The sequence below is a fragment of the Enterobacter cloacae complex sp. 277I4 genome (assembly GCF_050031465.1).
In the GTDB taxonomy this organism is placed as follows: Bacteria; Pseudomonadota; Gammaproteobacteria; order Enterobacterales; family Enterobacteriaceae; genus Enterobacter; species Enterobacter cloacae.
This window is the reverse complement of the sequence record NZ_JBLGWC010000001.1, coordinates 2,766,912-2,790,525: the sequence shown is the minus strand read 5'-3', so window position 1 is coordinate 2,790,525 and position 23,614 is coordinate 2,766,912. Positions and strand designations below refer to the sequence as shown.

The 23,614-nt window shown below is 52.5% G+C and carries 21 protein-coding genes and 1 pseudogene; 19 read left to right on the top strand and 3 right to left on the bottom strand.

Annotated elements, in window-relative coordinates:
- Positions 1-11: 11 nt before the first annotated feature.
- A pseudogene (locus ACQG19_RS13570) lies at positions 12-176 on the bottom strand (site-specific integrase); the annotation flags it as partial.
- 471 nt (positions 177-647) lie between these two features.
- Between ACQG19_RS13570 and ACQG19_RS13565 the strand changes: the two are divergent.
- Genes ACQG19_RS13565 through ACQG19_RS13550 form a run of 4 tightly spaced genes read left to right on the top strand, consistent with a single transcriptional unit; the run spans position 648 to position 6,800 of the window.
- Positions 648-2,372 carry a type I secretion system permease/ATPase gene (locus tag ACQG19_RS13565; RefSeq protein ID WP_274621707.1) on the top strand — a complete coding sequence of 575 codons (1,725 nt, stop codon included), beginning with the start codon at positions 648-650 and terminating at the stop codon, positions 2,370-2,372.
- Positions 2,365-3,678 carry an HlyD family type I secretion periplasmic adaptor subunit gene (locus tag ACQG19_RS13560; RefSeq protein ID WP_222168457.1) on the top strand — a complete coding sequence of 438 codons (1,314 nt, stop codon included), beginning with the start codon at positions 2,365-2,367 and terminating at the stop codon, positions 3,676-3,678. The genes ACQG19_RS13565 and ACQG19_RS13560 overlap by 8 nt, the downstream gene beginning before the upstream one ends.
- 2 nt (positions 3,679-3,680) lie before the next feature.
- Positions 3,681-5,039 (top strand): TolC family outer membrane protein, encoded by a 1,359-nt coding sequence (locus ACQG19_RS13555; protein ID WP_222168456.1) that lies wholly within the window; start codon positions 3,681-3,683, stop codon positions 5,037-5,039.
- Positions 5,040-5,066: 27 nt separating this feature from the next.
- Positions 5,067-6,800 carry a polyurethane esterase gene (locus ACQG19_RS13550; RefSeq protein ID WP_023622385.1) on the top strand — a complete coding sequence of 578 codons (1,734 nt, stop codon included), beginning with the start codon at positions 5,067-5,069 and terminating at the stop codon, positions 6,798-6,800.
- Between the two features lie 56 nt (positions 6,801-6,856).
- On the opposite strand, the gene pspF is transcribed toward ACQG19_RS13550, so the two are convergent.
- Positions 6,857-7,834, bottom strand: a complete 978-nt coding sequence (pspF, locus tag ACQG19_RS13545; RefSeq protein ID WP_045903069.1) for a phage shock protein operon transcriptional activator — start codon at positions 7,832-7,834, stop codon at positions 6,857-6,859.
- Between the two features lie 166 nt (positions 7,835-8,000).
- On the opposite strand from pspF, the gene pspA reads away from it, so the two are divergent.
- The 15 genes from pspA to ACQG19_RS13470 all read left to right on the top strand — a co-directional run bounded on the left by pspA (position 8,001) and on the right by ACQG19_RS13470 (position 22,442).
- Positions 8,001-8,669 (top strand): phage shock protein PspA, encoded by a 669-nt coding sequence (gene pspA / locus ACQG19_RS13540; RefSeq protein ID WP_013096403.1) that lies wholly within the window; start codon positions 8,001-8,003, stop codon positions 8,667-8,669.
- Positions 8,670-8,723: 54 nt separating this feature from the next.
- On the top strand, positions 8,724-8,948 hold the full coding sequence (gene pspB, locus ACQG19_RS13535; protein WP_013096404.1) for an envelope stress response membrane protein PspB: 225 nt from the start codon (positions 8,724-8,726) through the stop codon (positions 8,946-8,948).
- A complete protein-coding gene (gene pspC / locus ACQG19_RS13530) occupies positions 8,948-9,307 on the top strand; it encodes an envelope stress response membrane protein PspC (protein WP_013096405.1) in 360 nt (119 codons plus the stop codon). Before pspB ends, pspC begins: the two co-directional genes overlap by 1 nt.
- Positions 9,308-9,319: 12 nt before the next feature.
- A complete protein-coding gene (pspD, locus tag ACQG19_RS13525; RefSeq protein ID WP_013096406.1) occupies positions 9,320-9,541 on the top strand; it encodes a phage shock protein PspD in 222 nt (73 codons plus the stop codon).
- Positions 9,542-9,750: 209 nt separating this feature from the next.
- Complete coding sequence (locus ACQG19_RS13520) at positions 9,751-11,436, top strand: sugar phosphorylase (RefSeq protein ID WP_246931673.1); 1,686 nt, start codon at positions 9,751-9,753, stop codon at positions 11,434-11,436.
- Positions 11,437-11,451: 15 nt separating this feature from the next.
- A complete protein-coding gene (locus ACQG19_RS13515) occupies positions 11,452-12,744 on the top strand; it encodes an ABC transporter substrate-binding protein (protein WP_013096408.1) in 1,293 nt (430 codons plus the stop codon).
- A 23-nt stretch (positions 12,745-12,767) separates the two neighbouring features.
- A complete protein-coding gene (locus tag ACQG19_RS13510; protein ID WP_013096409.1) occupies positions 12,768-13,649 on the top strand; it encodes a carbohydrate ABC transporter permease in 882 nt (293 codons plus the stop codon).
- Positions 13,636-14,478, top strand: a complete 843-nt coding sequence (locus tag ACQG19_RS13505) for a carbohydrate ABC transporter permease (RefSeq protein ID WP_013096410.1) — start codon at positions 13,636-13,638, stop codon at positions 14,476-14,478. Before ACQG19_RS13510 ends, ACQG19_RS13505 begins: the two co-directional genes overlap by 14 nt.
- A gap of 28 nt (positions 14,479-14,506) precedes the next feature.
- The gene (locus tag ACQG19_RS13500; protein ID WP_058681300.1) at positions 14,507-15,559 is read left to right on the top strand and encodes a zinc-dependent alcohol dehydrogenase; all 1,053 of its coding nucleotides are present in this window, start codon (positions 14,507-14,509) and stop codon (positions 15,557-15,559) included.
- A gap of 18 nt (positions 15,560-15,577) precedes the next feature.
- A complete protein-coding gene (locus ACQG19_RS13495) occupies positions 15,578-16,366 on the top strand; it encodes a sugar phosphate isomerase/epimerase family protein (protein WP_029883669.1) in 789 nt (262 codons plus the stop codon).
- Between the two features lie 11 nt (positions 16,367-16,377).
- Positions 16,378-17,436, top strand: coding sequence for a Gfo/Idh/MocA family protein (locus tag ACQG19_RS13490; protein ID WP_095439582.1), 1,059 nt, complete (start codon positions 16,378-16,380; stop codon positions 17,434-17,436).
- Positions 17,430-19,709: a glycoside hydrolase family 65 protein gene (locus ACQG19_RS13485; protein ID WP_246931675.1), complete on the top strand. Its 2,280-nt coding sequence runs from the start codon at positions 17,430-17,432 to the stop codon at positions 19,707-19,709. Before ACQG19_RS13490 ends, ACQG19_RS13485 begins: the two co-directional genes overlap by 7 nt.
- Positions 19,699-20,376: a beta-phosphoglucomutase gene (gene pgmB / locus ACQG19_RS13480; protein WP_029883672.1), complete on the top strand. Its 678-nt coding sequence runs from the start codon at positions 19,699-19,701 to the stop codon at positions 20,374-20,376. The genes ACQG19_RS13485 and pgmB overlap by 11 nt, the downstream gene beginning before the upstream one ends.
- Positions 20,377-20,378: 2 nt before the next feature.
- On the top strand, positions 20,379-21,461 hold the full coding sequence (locus ACQG19_RS13475) for an ABC transporter ATP-binding protein (protein WP_029883673.1): 1,083 nt from the start codon (positions 20,379-20,381) through the stop codon (positions 21,459-21,461).
- A gap of 66 nt (positions 21,462-21,527) precedes the next feature.
- A complete protein-coding gene (locus ACQG19_RS13470; RefSeq protein WP_246931678.1) occupies positions 21,528-22,442 on the top strand; it encodes an OmpG family monomeric porin in 915 nt (304 codons plus the stop codon).
- Between the two features lie 34 nt (positions 22,443-22,476).
- Here the strand turns inward: ACQG19_RS13470 and ACQG19_RS13465 are convergent, their stop codons facing one another.
- Positions 22,477-23,487, bottom strand: a complete 1,011-nt coding sequence (locus tag ACQG19_RS13465) for a LacI family DNA-binding transcriptional regulator (protein ID WP_013096418.1) — start codon at positions 23,485-23,487, stop codon at positions 22,477-22,479.
- Between the last annotated feature and the right edge of the window lie 127 nt (positions 23,488-23,614).

Here is a 23,614-nt window from a genome sequence, read left to right as displayed (position 1 = left end):
TCCAGTGTCGTTTATCCCTGAGGGCATCCTGGGGGCAGTAGCGTTTGCAGTCGCTCATTCAGCATACCAACCTGATCGGCATTCATACCGACTCTCCACTTTGAATATACCTCATAAACCATCTTAGCATTTTCATGCCCTGTCTGACTCGCTATAAACGAAGGATTCGCCCCGACAGACCGTATGCGGTTAGCAACTGCGTGCGTGATTGGCTGATGGAACTCACGACTGACATCTTCCCGTTACCTCGCGATGCGATATTGGGTGGGCAATAAAACCCCATAATAAAGTGCGCGCTGTTTATCCTGTGCAAGCATGATGTGATGGCGTGAATTATTATTGAGTCGATGTATTACAATAAGAAATATTCACTAAACGTATACTTGCTTAATTAATGGTTGCGTTACGAGTAATGTTGATTTATATACTGACCCTCTGATCCTGCAATTTGGCAGGGTGAAAGAAAAAAAGAATAAAATGAATCATCATAACATCTAAGAAAATTACAGTTTTCTGTTGGGGCATACCGAACGGCACTGCGCCTGATTGTCTGCTTTTTTATATTTAATGTTAAATCTTTTTCATCATGGACGTCTCGCGTCTTTCTCATGGCATGAGAAGTGACCAAAACATCAGAGAGTTAGAGAATGATTGAACCTTTGGGGCTAATTAAGAATTTTGCACGCGTTCGCACGCGCATATTCGTGACGATTGCGTTTTTCTCATCGGTCATAAATATACTGATGCTGGCACCATCTATTTATATGTTGCAGGTTTACGATCGCGCGCTGTCATCCGGGAATACCACAACGCTTTTTATGTTGACGCTGCTGGTGTTATTTATGTTTGCCGTCATGGCACTCCTTGATTACGCGCGTGGCATCGTCATCATCCGATTGGGTAATCAGTTTGATAATGCGCTTTCGCCTGCAATCTATACCGCTGCATGTGAAAGTAATCTCGTTAAGCACAGCCCGAATGCCGGGCAGGCTATCAGCGACCTCACCGTTATACGCCAGTTTGTTACCGGCCCGGCGTTATTTGCGGTTTTTGATTCCATTTGGTTTCCCGTTTACCTCGGCGTTATTTTTCTTTTTAACACCTGGCTCGGGGTGTTCTCGCTTTCAGGCGCATGTCTGCTGCTGGCCCTGGCGTTTATTAACGAAAAAACGACGCGTCAACTTTTGAATGAAGCGGGGGGGTATGCCTTGATCTCAAATCACCAGGCTAACAGCTCCTTACAATCTGCTGAGACGCTGCATGCCCTGGGGATGACTGACAACGTTAAGGCGCGCTGGTGGCGCGGACATCAACAGTTCCTTTATAGCCAGAGTGCGGCCAGTGAACGCGCTGTATTGATGTCTGCCGTCACCAAAACCGTACGCATGGCGCTTCAGTCCCTGATGTTGGGGCTGGGCTGCTGGCTGGCGATTCTGGGAGACATCTCGCCGGGTATGATGATCGCGGGCTCAATTTTGCTCGGAAGAGCGCTGTCACCGGTGGAACAACTCATCAGCGTGGCGAAAGGCTACCGGTCAGCTCGTCTGGCATGGGAACGCGTGGTTCGTCTGACGGGAGACTTTCCCCCGGCGCAGGAGAGCATACGCCTGCCGGCTGCGCAGGGAGTGCTCACGGTTGAGAATGTCACCGTTTTCCCTCCGGGAAACCCCCGGCAACCCATACTGCAAAACATCACTCTGCGGGTAAACCCGGGTGAGGTGCTGGGAATTGTGGGAGCCAGTGCATCGGGGAAATCCTGTCTCGCCAGAGTGTTGTGCGGTGTCTGGCCTGCCGGAGAGGGGGATGTCAGGCTGGATGGGGCAGATATTTACCAGTGGCAGAAGCAGAAGCCGGGTCCCGGAATCGGCTACTTGCCGCAGGACGTTACGCTTTTCACGGGAACCCTCGCTGAGAATATTGCCCAGTTTGGGGAGATTGATTCAACGCAACTGATCGCCACGGCAAAGCAGGCCGGGATCCACGACATGATTTTGCGTATGCCTGACGGGTATAACACCCTGACCGGCGAGCAGGGTATGGCCCTGTCGGGTGGGCAAAAACAGCGCATTGGCCTGGCCCGGGCGCTGTACGGCAATCCGGCACTGGTGATCCTTGATGAGCCCAACGCTCACCTCGATGAATCGGGTGAGCAGGCTTTGCAGCAGGTTATCCGGCAGCTCCGGCAGCAGAAAAAAAGCGTTGTCATCATTTCTCATCGTCCGGGAATATTGCCGCTGACCAGCCATTTGCTCGTCCTGGAAGGCGGAAAAACCAAGCTTTATGGCCCAACGGCACAACTCTTACAGCAGTCAGCTCGCCCGGTAAATAAGACACACAGCGTCCCTGCTGAACAAGGAAAAGCCCATGCATAATAGCGATGCGCAGAAGACGCCCCTTGTTGACGTCGTTCCGTTTGTCCGCCTTGGCTGGGTAGTGTTGCTGGCAGGTCTGGGATCTTTCTTGCTCTGGGCGGCACTGGCGCCGCTGGATAAAGGTGTTGTTTCCACCGGAACCGTGGTGGTGGACGGCTACCGTAAGGCCGTTCAGGCACCCACAGGCGGTGTGGTGACAAGCATCGCCGTCAGAGAGGGGCAGACGGTACATAAAGGCGACCTGCTGGTGCTGCTCAGCCAGCAATCGACGCTCGCCCAACTCTCCGCTGCGCGCCAGCATTATCTGACGTCGCTCATTGCTGAAAGCCGCCTGCAGTCTGAGCTGGCGGGCATGCAAACGCTGACCTTACCCCCTGAGACAGAAGACGAAGCCCTGCGGGATGCGATCAAGCCCATAGTGGCTCAGCAACGCCAGCTTATGCATGCCCGGCAGGAGGCGCTGAAAAATGCTCAGGAAAACGACGCTCAGGCCATTGCAGGGCTGGCTCGCCAGCGCGATTCGCTTGCCAGAACCTGCGAGACGAAAGCGCAAGGGCTCGCACTGTTAAATCGTCAACTCAAAGACCTGAAACCACTAATGGAAGAGGGCTATTTCCCCCGTAACCGCTATCTCGATATCCTGGTGCAATCGGCGTCTCTGGCGGGCGAGGTGGGTGAAACCCGCAGCAAAATCGTAGAGTTAGGGAATCAGATCGCCCAGCTCAAACGCGGCATGCAGCAGCGGTTGATTGATAACCGGAAAGATATTGAAACGCAAATTGACCAGCTTCGCCTGCAGGTCAGCGAGAGCAAAAAACAGCTGACGCTCTCCGGTGTCGATCTCTCCCTGACCCGCGTTGTCGCACCGCAGGATGGTGTGGTAATGAACCTCGCGCTTGCCAGCGACAGCGCGGTGGTGAGCGCGGGCGAGCAGCTACTGGAAATTGTCCCGCAGGCCTCCCCCCTGATTATCGACTCACAAATTGACGTCGCCCTGATCGATAAAGTCCATAAGGGCATGCCCGTTACCCTGATGTTTACCGCCTTCAACCAGCAAAGCACGCCGAAAATCCCGGCCCAGGTATCGCTGGTGTCAGCGGATCGCCAGACCGATCCCACCACACAGCAGCCGTACTACAAGATTCAGATCGCCGTTACGCCGGAGGGGATGAAAAAGCTGAAGAGCGAGGAGGTTAAACCGGGTATGCCAGTAGAGGTCTTTATTAAAGCCGGAGAGCGCTCGCTGTTGAGCTATCTGCTGAAACCCATTGTGGATCGTGCATCGCGGTCGTTCATCGAGGAGTAAAGATGCTTACCGCAAAATTCATACCTGTTGTGTATCTGCTCGCGCTGATGATGCCCTTTTCAGCAGATGCGCTGACACTGACCCAGGGCTGGTTCATGGCGCTGGACAACGATCCGCAATACCGCGCTGCCGTGAAGGATCAGCTTGCCGGAGAAGAGTACATCCCCATCGGTCGCGCCGGGTTACTGCCAAAAGTCAGCGTTAGCTATCAACGCGCACCGCGTAACTGGCAGCGGCAGCAGTACCAGCAGACAAATTTGTTGGGGGAGCGTTCTGAGGTGGTGCAGCATCAACAATATGACAGTTATTCGGGATCGGTTACCGTTGTTCAGCCGCTGTTTGATTACGATGCCTATGCGGGGTATCGCATCGGCATTATCAAAAAAATGCAGTCTGATGAACGCTACCGAAGCAGTCTGATTGATCTGCAAAACCGCTTCATTACCGCCTGGCTGGATCTTACCGAGGCGCATCAACGGCTCCAGCTTGCGGCTCTGCATCGTCAGGGGCTGGAAGAGCAGAAAAAGCAGGCTCAGCGACAGTTTGAGGCCGGTGAGGGCGCAGTAACGGATGTCACAGAGACCGCCTCTGCGCTCAGCCTGGCGATTGCGGATGAGGTGGAGGCGCGCGATACGCTGGATACGGCTAACGTTGCGTTATCAGCGATCGTGGGTGTGGATCTCTCGCAGACGGCAGCGCTACCGATACTCGGTGAAAAGCCGCTTAAGCTGCCGCTGGCATCAGGAGACTATCGATACTGGGAACAAAAGGCGGCCGCGCATAATCCCGATATTCTTTCTGCCGGACATAACGTGGAAGAAAAACGCTATGAAATTGAACGCAGTCGCGCTGGCGTGCTTCCCCGGGTACAGCTTTACGCGATGCATTCGGAGAACGATTCAAGCAACGACAATACCATTCATCAGAAATATCGTACCGACAGCATAGGCCTGCGCGTCAGCATGGATCTCTTTTCCGGGGGCGGCGTTTCAGCGTCCCTGCGTCAGGCAGCGGCCCGCTATGAGCAGGCAAAATATCTTCATGATGCACAGCGGCTGGCGACCTACAGCGAAATTAAAAAATCCTTAAATAAATGCCTCCATGCGTCAGAGCGCCTTGCTGCCTATGCTTCCGCGGTGGACGCCGCCAGGCGTCAGATTGAAGCGACGAAAAAAAGCATTCAGGCTGGTCAGCGCATGAATATCGATTTATTAAATGCAGAACAATCTTTCTATAAAACCAAAGTTGAGCTTACTGCAGAAAAACATGCTGTCATTAAGGCATGGGTCAGTTTGCTCGCGCAGACGGGCGAAATAAACAATGATAACGTTATGTTACTTGATTCGTATTTTGCTCAATGATTGTTGATAATAAACAGAGGGACGACTATGCCTGTATTCGATTATCAGGGCGAGAAAAACACGCAGCTTATTAAGGATGCACTGACCATTGAAAGTATCAATTTTGGTGCAGCCACGTATGCTGATTATACCTATACAGAAGAAAATGGCTGGAAAGTATTAGACGGGACCACGCTTAACTACAGCGGCTGTACTAATCCCTATGGTGCTTTTTATGGCGAAAGTCTTCTTGAAACCAGTGCCGAATGCAACGTTATGGGAAAATATGACGCCAATGGCAAGCTGGTCAATATAGGCATTAGCTTCTGGGGGACGGGCACTTACGCCAGCGCGCCTTCACTTCAGCATACCATCAATACCGCGATGGATACCGTCAGCGACGTATTATCTGCACTGGTCGACGGCTATGCGGATAACTATGTTCTCAACGCGTATAAAAACCTCATGAGTTCGGTGGCCGCGTTTGCCACGGCAAATGGCCTGACCGGTAATGACATCATCATTACCGGACATAGTCTTGGCGGACTGGCTGTTAACAGCATGGCAACCCTGTCCGCACAGGGCCAGTGGGGTGGTTTCTTTGAGGACGCAAGCTACGTCGCATTCGCCTCTCCGACTCAAAACCTGGCCGATGACAAAGTGCTTAATATTGGTTATGAGAACGATCCGGTATTTCGTGTGTTAACGGGTCATAGCTTGACGCTGGACAGTTTATTTAACCACGACACGCCGCTTGAAACCTGCACCAACAACATCGTCTCCTTTAATGATTACTATGCCGGCCTGACCAACGATTGTAAGATCTTTTCGATCGCGAATATGGCGTCCTGGGCCGGGCACTCCGGTCAGGGCTATACGGACGGTGCATTACGAATTATGGATTCTGAAATCTATGATTTCACCCATCAAAATTCCAATATCATTGTTTCTAATCTTTCTGAAGCATACCGTTCCACGACCTGGGTTTCGGATCTCAATAAATCCGTAACGCATGTGGGGTCGACATTTATTATTGGTACCGAAACAAATGATTTATTACAAGGCGGGAAGGGTAACGATTATCTCTGCGGTGGTGGCGGAGATGACAGTTTTAAAGATCACAGCGGCTACAACGTTATTTATGGCGGCGCAGGGACTAACACCTACGTAACGGAATGTCATATTGCCGATTTTACGTTCAGCCACGATGCAGAAGGGACGCTGTACTTTAAATATTCCACCGGCGATATTACACGGGCGGAAGATATCCATTACGTTAACGCAGACCACACCTTGTTCAGCCTGTTTGGTATTAACATCAACCAGAACGCGACATGGCAGGTCACGGATTATGGCTTAGAAGGTGACAGTGGCTCAATCGCGTATGCGAAAAGCTATTACGCCGATACAGAGAACAGCTTCACTATCTCGACCGCCAGTAATGACAGCTGGTTCTATTCAGGAGCCAATGACAGTGAGATCAGCGTAAACGGGAACAATAACAATGTGGTTTCCGGGTATGCCGATGACGCCATCCACCTTAACGGCAGCGAAAACACGCTTCTCTTCTATGGTGATTTTGGTCATGACACGGTCTATAACCTCTCCGCCAGCGACAGCCTGATCTTTATGGCTAACCAGAACATTGCCGATAATGACAGCTATCTCAACCATCTGTCGTTTGAAGGTGATAATGCCTTACTCACCTACGGCGACAGCAGCGTCACGCTGGTCGGTGTGAATACCGATATGCTTTCGCAGATGCATATTGCGGTAGCATAACTCTTATCCCCGCGGGAACCTCGCGGGGATAAATCCCGTCAGAATGGTTCTGCCCGTCAGCGCATCTGGTGCTTTTTGAGCAATGCCCTTAACTGGTGGTAGGTCAGCCCCAACAGTTCAGCCGCCCCTTTCTGGTTATATTTCGCCATCCTCAGGCTCTGCTCCAGTAGCTGTTGTTCCTGCTTATGCTGAAACTGGCGCAGATCGAGCGGGAGTGAGGGCCCATCGTTCGAACTCGCCGGGGCGGTAACAGATGGCGCGTTACGCTGAAAAGGATCGAGAATAATGTTGTCCAGTTCCGTTTCGCTGCTGCCGTGACGGTAGACAGAGCGTTCGACGACGTTCTTCAGCTCGCGAATATTCCCCGGCCAGGGGTAGTTAAGCAGCGTCTCCCGGGCATTATCGCTAAAGCCCGGAAAGAGCGGCAGACCCAGCTCACGGCACATCTGAATGGCAAACTGTTCCGCCAGCAGCATAATATCGCTGCGCCGTTCACGCAGCGGTGGAAGCTGGACGACGTCAAAAGCGAGGCGGTCGAGCAGGTCGGCGCGAAATTTATCCTCAGCCACCATTTCCGGCAGGTTGGCATTTGTCGCACAGACCAGACGCACGTTAACCTGTAGCGGCTGGCTGCCGCCGACGCGTTCCAGCTCGCCATATTCAATGACGCGCAACAATTTTTCCTGAACCAGCATTGGCGCGGTGGCCAGCTCGTCAAGGAACAGGGTGCCGCCGTCAGCACGCTCGAAACGGCCAGGATGGCGCTTTTGCGCTCCGGTAAAGGCTCCCGCTTCATGGCCGAACAGCTCGGTATCCAGCAGGTTCTCATTCAGCGCGGCGCAGTTAAGCGAAATAAAAGGACCATCCCAGCGCCCGGACAGATAGTGGAGTCGGTTGGCGATCAGCTCCTTGCCCGTGCCGCGTTCGCCGATAATCAGCACCGGTTTGTTGAGAGGGGCGAGGCGTGAAACCTGCTCCAGTACTTCGAGAAAGCTGTTAGCCTCACCGAGTAAATTGTCTTTATATTCAGCCATGATGAAATTAACCACTCCTTAGCGAGATTCACCAGGTGAGCTTAGTTCCACAGTGAGCGAAAATCAATCACATTCAGTGAAATCAATAAGATAAAAAGTTGGCACGGGAATTGTATTATCTATACAGCAGGGCATCGCCCGATAACAGAAATGTGAGGATTGAATTATGGGTATTTTTTCTCGTTTTGCCGATATCGTGAACGCCAACATCAACTCGCTGCTTGAGAAAGCGGAAGATCCGCAAAAGCTGGTGCGTCTGATGATTCAGGAAATGGAAGATACACTGGTTGAAGTGCGTTCTACCTCCGCCCGTGCGCTGGCTGAGAAAAAGCAGTTAACCCGCCGTATTGAGCAGGCTACCGCCCAGCTTAATGAATGGCAGGAAAAAGCCGAACTGGCGCTGCGTAAAGATAAAGAAGATCTGGCCCGTGCCGCATTGATTGAAAAACAGAAACTGGCGGATATGGTTACCGCGCTGGAACATGAAGTTACGCTGGTGGACGACACGCTCACCCGTATGAAGAAAGAGATTGGCGAGCTTGAGAACAAGCTGAGCGAAACCCGTGCGCGTCAGCAGGCACTTACGCTGCGTCACCAGGCGGCAAACTCTTCCCGCGATGTACGCCGTCAGCTGGACAGCGGTAAGCTTGATGAAGCAATGGCGCGTTTTGAGTCCTTCGAACGTCGTATCGATCAGATGGAAGCGGAAGCGGAAAGCCACAGCATCGGTAAGCAAAAATCGCTCGATCAGCAGTTCGCCGATCTGAAAGCCGACGATGAAATCAGCGAGCAGCTGGCGGCCCTGAAAGCCAAAATGAAGCAAGACAATCAATAATAATTCATGCGGCACCTGAGCGTGCCGCCACGCATCGTACGACAAGGAGTACACATGAGCGCGCTTTTTCTCGCTATTCCCCTGACCATTTTCGTGCTGTTCGTGCTGCCGATTTGGTTATGGCTGCACTACAGCAACCGTTCTTCACGGGACGCCCTTTCCCAGAGCGAGCAACAACGTCTGGTACAGTTGTCCGATCAGGCGAATAAGATGCGTGAACGTATTCAGGCGCTGGAAGCTATCCTGGATGCGGAACACCCGAACTGGAGGGAGCGTTAATGTCTGGACTGAATCTGAATAAAAAGCTGTGGCGGATCCCACAGCAGGGCATGGTTCGTGGCGTCTGTGCGGGGCTTGCCCACTATCTGGATGTACCGGTTAAGCTGGTGCGCGTGGTAACGGTGTTATCGATTTTCTTCGGTCTGGCGTTTATCACTCTGGTGGCGTACATCGTATTGTCGTTTGTGCTCGACCCCATGCCGGAAGGCGAACTGGCTGCAGAAGGCGCACCGAGCAGTAGTGACATTCTGAACCAGGTGGATGCTGAACTCGCCGCAGGTGAAAAGCGGTTGCGCGAAATGGAACGTTACGTCACGTCTGATACCTTTACGCTGAGAAGTCGTTTTCGTCAGCTTTAAGAGAGAACATAGATGAACAAAAACTGGCAACAGGCCGGTCAGAAGGTAAAACCCGGCCTGAAAATCGCAGGTAAACTGGTCCTGCTGACGGCGTTACGTTATGGTCCGGCAGGCGTGGCTGGCTGGGCAATAAAATCTGTTGCCCGTAAGCCGGTAAGACTGTTGCTGGCCGTGGCGCTGGAGCCGCTGCTGCAAAAACTGGCCAAACGTTTTTCCCGTCGATACTTATCCTGATCTCCATGTATACCGCAGTCTTTCTCTTATGAGAGGAGGGCTGCCGGCATTTCTCTTCGTTTTCTCCCTTTTCTGTCTTTCTTTGCGGCAGCTCACATTACTGCGCTGAGTTGCCTTGAGAAGACGTTTTTACCCCCTCAGGTCCGTTGACAGATATTTTTCATGGGAGTAGATTGCGTTCCGTGGGACCGCTACCATGGAAAAATAAAGTGAACGATAAAATTAAAAATTTAATCAATCTTGTTTACGGTGAATCGTTTTCTGAGGCGCACCGTGAAACACTGTCAGGGAAAATCTCCAGAGCTGCTGCTGTTATTACCGAAAAGCGTAAATCCGGTTGGGATGAAAAAGATATCGTCCTGATAACCTATGCCGATCAGTTCTACAATAAAGGGGAGAAAGCGCTGCCTGCTTTTACCCGTTTTTATAACAGATGGCTTTCTCGTTCATTTTCTCATGTGCATCTTTTACCTTTTTACCCGTGGTCCTCTGATGATGGTTTTTCCGTTATCGATTACCATGACGTTGCGCCTGAAACGGGAACATGGCAAGACGTTGCTGAATTAAAACAATATGCCAGTTTAATGTTCGATTTTGTTTGCAACCATATGTCAGCGAAAAGCCAATGGTTCGCTCATTATCTTGCGCAAAAACCGGGCTATGAAGATTTCTTTATTTCCGTGGATCCGCAAACCGATTTATCTGCTGTGACACGGCCTCGCGCATTGCCTCTCCTGACACCTTTTACACTTGATGACGGAAGCGTTCGGCATCTGTGGACGACCTTCAGCGATGATCAGATTGACCTCAATTTCGCCTCTCCTGAGGTGTTGATTGCAATGGTGGATGTGCTTCTCCATTACCTGATGGAAGGGGCGCGCTATATCCGCCTTGATGCGGTCGGCTTTATGTGGAAGATCCCCGGAACAAGCTGCATCCATCTTGAACAAACGCACCGTTTGATTCAGCTCTTCCGCGCCATTACGGACGCTGTGGCACCGGGTACGGTGATCATCACTGAGACCAATGTCCCGCATAAAGACAACGTTTCTTACTTTGGTGACGGCAAGAATGAAGCCCAGATGGTGTATCAGTTCTCCTTGCCACCACTGGTTCTGCATGCCGTTCATCGTCAGGATGTACGGGCACTTTGTCAGTGGGCCTCATCGCTGGAACTGCCGTCAAAGCAAACCACCTGGTTTAACTTTTTGGCCTCGCATGACGGGATCGGACTTAATCCGTTACGCGGAATTTTACCGGAATCGGAAATTCTGTCGCTGGTGGAAACACTCCAGCAGGAAGGCGCGCTGGTTAACTGGAAAAATAACCCTGATGGTACGCGCAGCCCGTATGAAATCAATGTAACCTACCTGGATGCATTAAGTGCTAAGAAGGATGAGGATACTCTGCGCATAGCCCGTTTTATTCTGGCTCATGCCGTTCTGTTGAGTTTCCCGGGTGTGCCTGCAATCTATATTCAGAGTATTATTGGCTCCCGTAATGATTATGAGGGTGTGGAGCGGTTAGGGTATAATAGAGCAATAAACCGAAAGAAATATCAGGCCGGTGAAATTGATCATAAACTCGACGATATTAATAGCCTTCGTCATAAAGTTTATTCGGGATTGAGTGCGTTAATTTCGTTACGCCGTCAGGAAAAAGCGTTCCACCCGGACAGTCAGGCGCGCTTTGAAACATCCGGGGAGCATGTTTTGAAAATAGTTCGCATTGCCGATAACGGCGAGCGAATTACAGCACTCTTTAATTTCAGTAATGATATTCAGCACGTCCCTTCAAATAGTCAGGCAGGAAAAGATTTAATAACCGGGAACAATATTAACGATACGACGTTGACCCTAAATCCATGGCAGGTTATGTGGATTAAAGAAAACTAAAAAAGGACCTTAACAATGAAAATGCCGAGAATTGTGCTGATTTCAGCACTGGTTTCGTGCGCCCTGTTATCAGGCTGCAAGGACGACACACAATCTTCTGTGACCATCGAGTTTATGCATTCGTCGGTGGAGCAGGAGCGCCAGGCCGTCATCACGAAACTGATTGAGAAATTCGAGAAAGAGAATCCCTCCATTACGGTGAAACAGGTGCCGGTGGAAGAGGATGCATACAACACCAAGGTCATTACCCTCGCGCGGACGGGCGCACTGCCGGAGGTGATTGAGGTCAGCCATGACTATGCAAAAGTGATGGATAAAGAGCAGTTGCTGGACCGTGACGCAATTGGCGAAGCCATTAAAGCCGTCGGTGAAAAGACGTTTTATGACGGCATTCTCCGTGTTGTTCGCACGGAAGACGGCACCGCGTGGACGGGGGTGCCAATTAGCGCCTGGCTGTCAGGCGTCTGGTACCACAAAGATGTTCTCGCCGCGGCGGGTATTAAAGAGCCGCATAACTGGCAACAGCTGCTGAAAGCCAGTCAGATGCTCAACGACCCGGCTAAGAAACACTACGGTATCGCGCTTCCAACCGCTGAAAGCGTCATGACCGAGCAGGCCTTCTCCCAGTTTGCCCTTTCAGGTGGGGCAAACGTCTTCGACGCGCAGGGCAACATCCAGATCGATACGCCTGAAATGTTAAACGCGCTGGCGTTTTATAAAGAACTGGCGAAGAACACGATGCCAGGCTCGAACGACGTCATGGAGATCAAAGACGCGTTCATGAACGGTTCCGCGCCAATGGCGGTTTACTCCACCTACATTCTGCCTGCCGTGTTTAAAGAAGGGGATCCTGCCAATCTGGGCTTTGTGGTTCCAACGGAAAAATCGTCTGCGGTTTACGGCATGGTGACGTCGCTGACGATCACGACCGGTCAGACTGAAGAAGAAACCAAAGCCGCTGAGAAATTTGTGACCTGGATGGAGCAGGCTCAAAACGCCTCGGACTGGGTCATGATGTCTCCGGGGGCGGCGTTACCGGTGAACAAACTGGTGGTGGATACCGAGAGCTGGAAAAACAACGAGGTCATCAAAGCCTTTGGTCAACTGCCGTATGAGCTGATCGCACAGTTCCCGAATGTGCAGGTATTTGGGGCCGTGGGCGACAAAAACTTTACCCGCATGGGCGACGTGACAGGTTCCGGCATCATCAGTTCGATGGTGCATAACGTGACGGTAGGTCAGCAAGACCTCAACACCACGTTAAGCAACAGCCAGAAACGCCTGACTGACCTGGTTTCACAACGATAGGAGCGCTTCTGCGGAAGGAAATTATGAAGACGTTGTTTTCTGGTCGTTCAGATATGCCTTTCGCCATGCTGCTGTTGGCCCCCAGCCTGATTTTGCTGGGGGGCCTTGTGGCCTGGCCAATGATTTCCAACATTGAAATCAGTTTCTTACGCTTGCCGCTCAACCCGCGCATTAGCGCGGTGTTTGTTGGGCTGGATAACTACATCCGTATTTTGAGTGATGCAGCGTTCTGGCACTCCCTGTGGATGACCTTCTGGTATACGGCCCTGGTGGTGATAGGTAGCACGGGGCTAGGGCTGGCTGTCGCCATCTTCTTTAACCGGGAGTTTCGGCTGCGCAAAACGGCGCGTTCGCTGGTGATTTTATCTTACGTCACGCCGTCTATTTCACTGGTGTTTGCCTGGAAATACATGTTCAACAACGGCTACGGCATCGTGAACTACCTGGGGGTAGACCTGCTGCATCTGTATGACCAGGCACCGCTGTGGTTTGACAACCCCGGCAGCAGCTTTGTGCTGGTGGTGCTATTCGCCATCTGGCGCTACTTCCCGTATGCGTTTATCTCGTTTCTCGCGATCTTACAAACGATTGATAAATCGTTATACGAAGCCGCAGAAATGGATGGTGCGAATGGCTGGCAACGTTTTCGTATCGTCACGCTGCCCGCGATTATGCCGGTGCTGGCTACGGTCATCACGCTGCGAACCATCTGGATGTTTTACATGTTTGCGGACGTGTACCTGCTGACTACCAAAGTCGATATTTTGGGCGTCTATCTCTACAAAACGGCGTTTGCCTTTAACGATTTGGGTAAAGCTGCGGCTATCTCAGTGGTGCTGTTTGTGATCATTTTCGCCGTCATTCTGCTGACCAGAAAAAGGGTAAATCTCAATGGCAACAAATAAACGCGTACTGGGTCGTATTGGCTTTTACCTGGGGCTCGCGGCGTTCCTGATCATCACGCTGTTCCCATTTTTCGTGATGCTGATGACCTCCTTTAAAAGCGCCAGAGAGGCGATATCGCTGCATCCGACTATTCTGCCGCAGGAGTGGACGTTACAGCATTACATCGACATCTTTAACCCGCTGATTTTCCCGTTTGTGGATTACTTCCGTAACAGCATGGTGGTGTCACTGACCTCGTCGATCGTTGCCGTGTTTCTCGGCACGCTGGGGGCTTACGCCTTATCCAAACTGCGTTTTAAAGGGCGCACGACGATCAACGCCAGCTTCTACACCGTCTACATGTTCTCAGGGATTCTGCTGGTGGTGCCGCTGTTCAAAATCATCACCGCGCTCGGCATCTATGACACCGAACTGGCGCTGATTATCACCATGGTGACTCAGACGTTACCCACGGCGGTATTTATGCTGCGCAGCTATTTCGACACTATCCCGGACGAAATAGAAGAAGCCGCGATGATGGATGGCCTTAACCGCCTGCAAATCATCTTTCGCATTACCGTTCCGTTAGCGATTTCGGGTCTGGTGTCGGTCTTTGTCTACTGCTTCATGGTGGCGTGGAACGACTATCTGTTTGCCTCCATTTTCCTGTCCAGCGCCAGCAACTTCACCTTGCCGGTAGGGCTGAACACCCTTTTCAGTACGCCAGATTACATCTGGGGCCGCATGATGGCGGCATCGCTGGTGACGGCACTGCCGGTGGTCATCATGTATGCGCTGTCTGAACGTTTTATTAAAAGTGGTTTGACCGCCGGTGGCGTTAAGGGCTGAGGCGGCCAATTTTAACAAGGAGTGAGTAATGAAGAAGTTAGTTGCGACTGCGCCGCGTGTGGCTGCGCTGGTCGAATATGAAGACCGTCCTGTTGCCGTTCATGAAGTGAAAATTCGCGCCCGCTTTGGCGCACCGAAACACGGCACCGAAGTGGTGGATTTCAGGGCGGCGAGTCCGTTTATCGATGAAGAGTTTAACCCTGACTGGCAGCTGTTTACGCCGCGTGAAGAGGGGGCGGCTCGCGGGATCGAGTTTGGCAAATTCCAGCTCGGGAACATGATCGTCGGGGACATCATTGAGTGTGGCGCTGACGTAACGGAATACCGTGTCGGAGACCGCGTTTGCTGTTATGGACCGCTACAGGAAACGGTCATTGTGAATGCCGTCAACAACTACAAACTGCGCAAAATGCCTCAGGGCGCCTCCTGGAAAAATGCGGTCTGCTACGACCCGGCACAATTTGCAATGAGCGGCGTACGTGACGCCAATGTGCGGGTAGGGGATTTTGTCGTCGTCGTTGGGCTTGGCGCGATTGGTCAGATTGCCATCCAGCTGGCAAAGAAAGCCGGTGCGTCAATCGTTATCGGTGTCGACCCTATCGCGCACCGCTGCGATATCGCCCGTCGCCATGGGGCAGACCACTGTCTGGATCCGATTGGCACGGATGTTGGTCTGGAAATCAAAAAACTGACCGGCAAACAGGGCGCGGATGTGATTATCGAAACCAGCGGCTTTGCTGATGCGCTGCAGTCTGCGCTGCGCGGACTCGCTTACGGCGGCACCATCTCATACGTGGCCTTTGCGAAACCGTTCGCGGAAGGCTTTAACCTGGGGCGCGAAGCGCATTTCAATAATGCGAAAATTGTCTTCTCTCGCGCCTGCAGCGAGCCAAATCCTGATTACCCACGCTGGAACCGTAAGCGAATTGAAGAGACCTGCTGGGAATTGCTGATGAACCGCTATCTCAATTGCGAAGATTTAATCGACCCGGTCGTAACGTTTACCACCAGCGCTGAGAGCTACATGACGTATGTCGATCAGCATCCTGAACTGAGTATCAAAATGGGCGTCACGTTCTGAGCTAAGGAGAGCATGAAAATGAAAATCGCAACGCAAAACCAGGCCTTTTTCCCGACAAATATCCTGGAAAAATTCCAATACATCAAAGCCATGGGCTTTGATGGGTATGAGATAGACGGCAAGCTGCTGGTGGAGAACCTTGAAGAGGTTAAAGCGGCCATTAAGGCTACAGGGCTGCCGGTTACCACGGCCTGCGGCGGGTACGATGGCTGGATTGGTGACTTCATCGAAGAGCGTCGCCTGAACGGATTAACGCAGATCGAACGCATCCTTGAAGCGTTAGCAGAGGTGGGTGGAAAAGGAATCGTGGTTCCTGCCGCCTGGGGGATGTTTACCTTCCGCCTGCCGCCGATGACGTCGCCGCGTAGCCTTGAAGGAGACCGCAAGGCGGTGAGCGCCTCGCTGCGCCAGCTGGATGAGGTGGCGGCCCGTACCGGCACCACCGTTTACCTGGAGCCGCTGAACCGCTATCAGGATCACATGATCAACACCCTCGCGGATGCACGTCGTTACATCGAAGAGAATGGGCTGAAACATGTGCAGATTATCGGCGATTTCTATCATATGAATATTGAAGAAGACTCGCTGACGGAAGCGCTGCACCAGAACCGCGACCTGCTGGGCCATGTGCATATTGCCGATAACCATCGCTATCAGCCGGGAAGCGGCTCTCTTGATTTTGCCGCTCTGTTCGACCAGCTGCGTGCCGATTGTTATCAGGGTTACGTTGTTTACGAGTGCCGCGTTCGCGCTGACGATCCTGCGAAGGCCTATCAGGACTCTCTCACTTATCTGCGTGAATGCTAAGGATGACCAGCGTGATGAGTGCCTTAACACCTTCGCCTCTGCGTGTCGCCATTATTGGTGCCGGGCAGGTCGCGGACAAAGTGCATGCCTCGTATTACTCCACGCGCAGTGATGTTCAGATGGTGGCTGTCATGGACAGCCATCCTGAACAGGCTCAGGCGTTTGCTGAACGCCATGCCATTCCGTCGGCATGGCAGGACGTGAATGAAATGCTGCAGGCGGTCAAACCGGATGTGGTGAGCGTCTGTTCGCCCAACCGTTTTCATTTTGAACATGCGATGGCAGCCCTGGAAGCCGGTTGCCATGTAATGTGCGAAAAACCCCCGGCCATGACGCCACATGAAGCCGACCGGATGCGTGTGGCGGCCCGAACGGCGGGAAAAGTGCTGGCCTATGATTTTCACCACCGCTTTGCACGTGATACGCAACTGCTGCGTGAGGCGGTAATAAACGGGACATTGGGTGAAATCTACTTCACTACGGCGCAGGCATTGCGCCGCTGCGGCGTTCCCGGCTGGGGCGTTTTCACCAATAAAGCACTGCAGGGGGGCGGGCCGCTGATTGATATTGGCATCCATATGCTCGACGCCGCGATGTATGTACTCGGTTTCCCGGCGGTAAAACGCGTGACGGCCCACAGCTTTCAAAAACTGGGAAACCGCAAAAACAGTGGCCAGTTTGGTGAATGGGATCCTGCTCAGTTTACCGTTGAAGATGCCCTGTTCGGGACGATTGAATTTTGCAATGGCGGCATTCTGCGTCTGGATACCTCCTTTGCCCTCAATATCCGTGAGCAGTCCATCATGAATGTCGCCTTTTGCGGTGAAAAAGCGGGGGCAACGCTGTTCCCGGCCCACATTTACACCGATGAAGGCGGAGTTTTGCAGACCCTAACCCTGCGCGAAGAGGCAGACGATCAGCGGCATTTACGCAGCATGGATGCGTTTGTCCGTCACGTCATGGGAGAGCCGGTTATGATTGCCGATGCCGAACAAGGGCTGGTGATCCAGCAACTGGTCGCCGCACTGTACGAGGCGGCAGAAAAAGGGGAAAGCGTAACGTTATGCTGAACCTGTCTGTATTAAACGATCCGGGTTTTTGCCCTCACAGCCTCAATAAATACGCGTCAATCATGGCCTGCGGCAACGGCTATATGGGCATACGTGCGGCGCATGAGGAAAACTACACGCAGCAGACCCGGGGAATGTATCTTGCCGGGCTTTATCATCGTGCAGGTCGTAACGAGACCAACGAACTGATCAACGTGCCTGACATCATCGGCATGGATATCGAACTGAACGGCATCAATTTCACCTTGCTGTCAGGGGAAATTATTGACTGGCAGCGGGAGCTGGATTTTGCCAATGGCGAACTGCGTCGTCGCGTAGTGTGGCGCTCGCCAGACGGAAAGCGCTACCGTGTGGAAAGCCGCCGTTTTGTCTCACTGGATCAACTGCCGTTGGTGGCAATGCAGCTCTCCGTCACTCCGCTGGATGCCGCATCAGACGTTATGCTGAGCACGGGGATTGATGCGACGCAAACCAACAGCGGCCGTCAGCATCTGGATGAAATCTCGGTCAGAGTCTTTGACCAGCACTACATGCAGGGCGTGTATGAAACGCAGGATCGTGCTGCGGATGTGGTGATATCGGCATGCTGTCGTCTCTCAACCACCAGCGACAGCTGCTTTACCGCGAAAAACCGGCGTATCACGGTTCATCACGCCGTAAAGGTGGCTCAGAGTGACACTGTCACGCTTGAGAAGCTGGTCTGGGTGACGCATCGCAGCGATAAAGCGCTTTCACAGGACACGTTTGCCCGCAATGCTCTGGCTGAGCTCAAAACCTGCGCGACAAGAGGGTATGCCGCGTTACTCGAAAGCGCGGCGTGCGCCTGGAAAAAGGTCTGGCATGACTGCCGGGTGGACGTCATGTCGACCGAACATCAGGATCAGCTGGCGCTGGATTACGCGGTCTGGCACCTCACGGCCATGACGCCTGCCCATGATGAACGGAGCAGTATTGCGGCCAAGGGCCTGACCGGGGAGGGCTATAAAGGCCACGTGTTCTGGGACACCGAAATTTTCCTGCTGCCTTTCCATCTCTTTACCCGACCACAGGTTGCCCGCCGTCTGCTGCGCTACCGCTGGCTTAACCTGCCGGGGGCCCGGGAAAAAGCACGCCGGAACGGCTGGCCAGGCGCCTTGTTCCCCTGGGAGAGTGCCGCGAGCGGTCAGGAAGAGACGCCGGAATTCGCAGCGATCAACATCCGCACGGGCGTACGTCAGAAAGTGGCCTCCGCGCTGGCTGAACATCATATCGTGGCGGATATTGCGTGGGCCGTTGTCGCCTACTGGCAGGCAACGCACGATGACGCCTTTATGCGCAATGAAGGCCTGACGCTGCTCATGGAAACCGCGTTGTTCTGGATGGGACGCGCGACGGAAGTTGGCGACCGTCTGGAGATCCATGACGTGATCGGGCCGGATGAATACACGGAGCACGTAAATAACAACGCCTACACCAACTATCTGGCGTGGCACAACGTCGCCAGTGCCTGCCGGTTTATGTCGATGTTTGAGCGTGAAGATGCACGTTTTACGGAAAATGCGCAACGGTTCCTGGCGCGCTTATGGCTGCCCGAGGCTAACGCCGACGGGGTCATACCGCAGGATGACACCTTCATGTCCAAACCGGCGATCGATCTGAGCCGCTATAAAGCCAAAGCGGGCAAGCAGACCATTCTGCTGGATTACTCGCGCGCTGAAGTTAACGAGATGCAGATCCTCAAACAGGCCGATGTGGTAATGCTTAATTACCTGTTGCCGGAACGCTTTACGCCGCAGCAGTGCGCGGCCAACCTGGCATTCTATGAGCCGCGCACAATTCATGACTCGTCTCTGAGCAAAGCCATCCACGGCATTGTGAACGCGCGCTGTGGTGATACAGAAGGGGCTTACGCCTTCTGGCGTGATGGCATTGCCATCGATCTGGGCGACGATCCGCACAGCAGTGATGACGGTATTCATGCTGCCGCAACGGGTGCGATCTGGTCAGGCGTTATTCAGGGATTTGCCGGGCTGCAGATCGTGGACGGGGAGCTACATCTGGCACCCAGGATGCCTGCGCACTGGCAAAGGCTGGCGTTTCCGCTGCGTTGGCACAATGCGCAGCTGCACTTCATCGTTACGAAAGAGACACTCACGGTGACCAGCTCTGCTCCCGTCACGCTAACGCTCTGGGGTAAACCCCTCCAGCTTTCGGGACGGCAGGTCTTGTCCTGCAAGGATTTTCTTACGTCTGTTGCTGGGACCGCTACCACGGAGGGAAGAGATGAACCTTAATGCCGTTGTATTCGATCTGGATGGGGTGATCACCGACACCGCTCATCTGCACTTCCTGGCCTGGCGCGCTGTCGCGAAGGAGGTCGGGATCACCATTGATGAGGCCTTCAATGAAACGCTGAAAGGGATTAGTCGCATGGACTCCCTGCAGCGGATCCTGCGTCACGGTGGCAAAGAAGACGCGTTCGACGAACAGCAGCGCCTGGCGCTTGCGCGTAAAAAAAATGCGCTCTATGTACAGTCGCTGGCTTCGCTTACGCAAGCGTCACTGCTCCCGGGCATTCGTGAGGTGCTGGCCGACATACGCGCGGCAAACGTCAAAATTGGGCTGGCGTCCGTTTCACTCAACGCTCCCGGCATTTTGCAGGCGCTGGGGATCCACAGGGCGTTTGATTTCTGTGCCGATGCGTCCCGTATTGCCCGCTCCAAACCGGACCCGGAAATCTTCCTTGCCGCCTGCGCGGGTCTTAACGTCCTCCCGGAGGAGGCCATCGGGATTGAGGATGCCGCCTCCGGCGTTGAGGCGATCAACGCCGCAGGGATGTTGTCGGTGGGAATAGGGGCAGGCCTCAACCATGCGGGACTTCAACTTCATTCAACGCGGGAGCTGACCTGGAAATGCCTGACAGATTTCTGGGCTTCCCGGACGGTACTGATAAGGAATTAAGAATGGCGCAACTTTCGCTAAAACATATCCAGAAAATCTATGACAACCAGGTCCATGTGGTCAAAGATTTCAACCTCGACATTGAGGATAAAGAATTTATCGTTTTCGTCGGGCCATCGGGCTGCGGTAAATCGACGACGCTGCGCATGATTGCCGGGCTGGAGGAGATCAGCGCCGGTGAGCTGGTGATTGACGGCGTGCGTATGAATGATGTCCCGGCCAAGTCCCGTGATATTGCGATGGTCTTTCAGAACTATGCGCTGTATCCCCATATGACGGTGTACGACAACATGGCATTTGGGCTGAAGATGCAGAAGATCGCGCCTGCCGTCATTGAAGAGCGCGTTAACTGGGCCGCTCAGATTCTTGGGCTGCGCGATTACCTCAAGCGTAAGCCCGGTGCGTTGTCGGGTGGCCAACGCCAGCGCGTGGCGTTAGGCAGGGCGATTGTGCGTGAAGCGGGCGTCTTCCTGATGGATGAACCGCTCTCAAACCTTGACGCCAAACTGCGTGTTCAAATGCGTGCCGAAATCAGCAAGCTGCATCAAAAGCTGAATACCACCATGATTTATGTGACGCATGATCAGACCGAAGCCATGACGATGGCAACCCGCATTGTGATCCTGAAAGATGGATACATTCAGCAGGTGGGCGCGCCGAAGCAGGTCTATAACGAACCGGCAAATATGTTTGTGGCAGGTTTCATTGGTTCGCCAGCAATGAACTTTATTCGGGGGGCGATCAATGAACGCTACTTCGTGACGGAAACGCTGCGTCTGGAGATCCCCGAAGATATGCTCTCGGTACTTAACGCTCAGGGATATCAACGTAAAGCCGTGGTCTTTGGCATCAGACCGGAGGATATTTTCACCTCGCAAGCCAGCGGTGAGGCGATTGCCGCCAAAATCAGCGTTGCCGAACTGACCGGTGCTGAATTTATGCTGTATGCCACCGTCGGGGGCCACGAACTGGTCGTCCGGGCAGGGGCTGCCACTGATTATGCTGCAGGGGATAATATCGGCATTCAGTTCGATATGAATAAGTGTCATTTTTTTGACGCGGAAACAGAAGCGGCAATCAGATAATAAAAATGTTCGCCGGAAATATTAATTTCCGGTTTTTTTGTTTGTCCATTATAAAGGAATATTTTAATGAGTACTCTACTAAGAAGTGCTGCGCTTATTCTATGCGCAGGGGTTAGCTACGCACACGCCTCAGAACCGGCACCACACTGGAATTTTAATATAGGTGCCATGTATGAAATTGAAAACGTCGAAGGTCAGGGGGATGATAAAGACGGATTATATGAACCCTCGGTGTGGTTTAACGCCACATGGGATGCGTGGACGATTTTCCTTGCCATGTATCAGGAAGGCCCCGTTGATTACAGCAGTATGACCCGCGGGACCTATTTTGATCGTCCCGAATTCGAGCTGCGCTATCGTTTTATTGGAACCGATGATTTTACCCTCGGCCTGACCGGCGGCTTCCGTAATTACGGTTATCATTTCAAAGATGAACACGGCGCGAAAGACGGTAGCGCGAATATGCAGCGCTACAAAATACAACCAGACTGGGATATTAAGTTAAGCGATGACTGGCGTTTCGGCGGCTGGTTTGCCATGTATCAGTTTGCCAACGACCTGGAAAAAACGGGTTATGCCGACAGTCGCGTTGAAACAGAAACGGGCTTTACATGGACCATTAATGAAACCTTCGCGGCAAAAGTGAATTACTATTTAGAGCGCGGTTTTAATATGGACAGTTCACGTAATAACGGTGAGTTTTCAACGCAGGAGATCCGCACCTATTTACCCATTTCATTAGGCAATACCACGCTGACGCCGTATACCCGCCTGGGGCTCGACCGCTGGTCAAACTGGGACTGGCAAGACGATCCTGAGCGTGAAGGGCATGATTTCAACCGTCTGGGCCTGCTTTATGCCTACGATTTCAATAACGGTCTTTCAATGACGCTGGAGTATGCCTATGAATGGGAAAACCACGATGAAGGCGAAAGCGATCGATTCCACTATGCGGGCGTGGGCGTGAATTACGCCTTCTGATCGGCTGTTCACCAGGGGCTATCAGCCCCTGGTTTTAGCGAAGAGAATCAGCGAACGAAAAGTGGGTTTCAATCAGCACCTTATGCGGGGCGGGTTTACCGGAGATACGCCTGAAAAGCAGGTCGCAGCTCTCTTCGCCCAGCTTGCGGGTGGGAATATCAAATCCAGCTGGCGCAGGCGTCAGAATCAGGGAGAGCATCGGGTCGCTGTAACCCGCCACGGCAACCTGCTCAGGTAGCATCAAATTTAACTCATCCGCAGCGCGATAAAGACTCAGCAATTTCATGCTGTCGGTGGCGAATACCGCATCCGGTGGGGTGGAAGAAGACAACAACGTAATGGCCGCTGAAAGTGCGCTCTCGTGGGTATAACCGCCATCAATGATCCAGTCCGGGTTAACAGCAATATTCGCCTTTTCCAGGCTGGCTTTATAACCCGCGAGACGATCAATAGACACGTGATAATCGAGTGGCGCATGCAGACAGGCAATTTTTTTCCGCCCGTTTTTAATAAACGTGTCGGTCAGCATCTCGCTGTCACGAAAATTGTCGGTATCGACGGAGTAAATATTCTGAAAGTCGCCTTCAACTTTACCGATTACGACTACCGGCACACCGTACATATCGAGCCGTGAGAAAAAGGATTCATTGGCAGGCGAACTCAGCATAATGACCCCTTTGATCATTTTCTGCTTTATTTTGCTTTCGCATTTTAGCAGGTCATCTTCACTGCTCTTTGACGTTTGCAAAATAACATCAAACCCTTCCTGTTCCGCCTTGGCGGTTATGGCGTGCAATACGTCGGAGAAAAAAGGATTACCGGCAGTGGTTTTTGTTGAGCGGGTGGAAATCACCATAATGGCGTCAAAGCCAGATGAGGTCAGAGCACGGGCAAGTTTATTTGGTTGATAATTTAGCTCTTCAATCGCCTTCAGCACTTTCTCCCGCGCTTCAGGAGAAATATTGGTTTGTTTATTCAACACTCTGGACACGGTTGATTTAGAAACACCAGCAACGCGCGCAATATCATAGATGGTGGGTGACATACACCTTACTCACTCCGGGACGGCAATGTCGTTCATCTTACTGGAGAAAAAAAGGCAATAGCAATAATTATGAATTGATAATCAACGATCTGCCCCCATTTACTGTATTCTGAAGCAAGTCATTCCA

What these genes read in the sequence shown, in the direction of transcription:
- ACQG19_RS13465 (WP_013096418.1), bottom strand. Translation starts at nt 23,487, where the DNA reads ATGTCACCCACCATCTATGATATTGCGCGCGTTGCTGGTGTTTCTAAA.
- pspC (WP_013096405.1), top strand. Translation starts at nt 8,948, where the DNA reads ATGTCTGGACTGAATCTGAATAAAAAGCTGTGGCGGATCCCACAGCAG.
- pspD (WP_013096406.1), top strand. Translation starts at nt 9,320, where the DNA reads ATGAACAAAAACTGGCAACAGGCCGGTCAGAAGGTAAAACCCGGCCTG.
- ACQG19_RS13550 (WP_023622385.1), top strand. Translation starts at nt 5,067, where the DNA reads ATGCCTGTATTCGATTATCAGGGCGAGAAAAACACGCAGCTTATTAAG.
- ACQG19_RS13565 (WP_274621707.1), top strand. Translation starts at nt 648, where the DNA reads ATGATTGAACCTTTGGGGCTAATTAAGAATTTTGCACGCGTTCGCACG.
- ACQG19_RS13475 (WP_029883673.1), top strand. Translation starts at nt 20,379, where the DNA reads ATGGCGCAACTTTCGCTAAAACATATCCAGAAAATCTATGACAACCAG.
- ACQG19_RS13470 (WP_246931678.1), top strand. Translation starts at nt 21,528, where the DNA reads ATGAGTACTCTACTAAGAAGTGCTGCGCTTATTCTATGCGCAGGGGTT.
- ACQG19_RS13515 (WP_013096408.1), top strand. Translation starts at nt 11,452, where the DNA reads ATGAAAATGCCGAGAATTGTGCTGATTTCAGCACTGGTTTCGTGCGCC.
- pspA (WP_013096403.1), top strand. Translation starts at nt 8,001, where the DNA reads ATGGGTATTTTTTCTCGTTTTGCCGATATCGTGAACGCCAACATCAAC.
- ACQG19_RS13505 (WP_013096410.1), top strand. Translation starts at nt 13,636, where the DNA reads ATGGCAACAAATAAACGCGTACTGGGTCGTATTGGCTTTTACCTGGGG.
- ACQG19_RS13500 (WP_058681300.1), top strand. Translation starts at nt 14,507, where the DNA reads ATGAAGAAGTTAGTTGCGACTGCGCCGCGTGTGGCTGCGCTGGTCGAA.
- ACQG19_RS13495 (WP_029883669.1), top strand. Translation starts at nt 15,578, where the DNA reads ATGAAAATCGCAACGCAAAACCAGGCCTTTTTCCCGACAAATATCCTG.
- ACQG19_RS13555 (WP_222168456.1), top strand. Translation starts at nt 3,681, where the DNA reads ATGCTTACCGCAAAATTCATACCTGTTGTGTATCTGCTCGCGCTGATG.
- pspB (WP_013096404.1), top strand. Translation starts at nt 8,724, where the DNA reads ATGAGCGCGCTTTTTCTCGCTATTCCCCTGACCATTTTCGTGCTGTTC.
- pgmB (WP_029883672.1), top strand. Translation starts at nt 19,699, where the DNA reads ATGAACCTTAATGCCGTTGTATTCGATCTGGATGGGGTGATCACCGAC.
- ACQG19_RS13485 (WP_246931675.1), top strand. Translation starts at nt 17,430, where the DNA reads ATGCTGAACCTGTCTGTATTAAACGATCCGGGTTTTTGCCCTCACAGC.
- ACQG19_RS13560 (WP_222168457.1), top strand. Translation starts at nt 2,365, where the DNA reads ATGCATAATAGCGATGCGCAGAAGACGCCCCTTGTTGACGTCGTTCCG.
- ACQG19_RS13510 (WP_013096409.1), top strand. Translation starts at nt 12,768, where the DNA reads ATGAAGACGTTGTTTTCTGGTCGTTCAGATATGCCTTTCGCCATGCTG.
- pspF (WP_045903069.1), bottom strand. Translation starts at nt 7,834, where the DNA reads ATGGCTGAATATAAAGACAATTTACTCGGTGAGGCTAACAGCTTTCTC.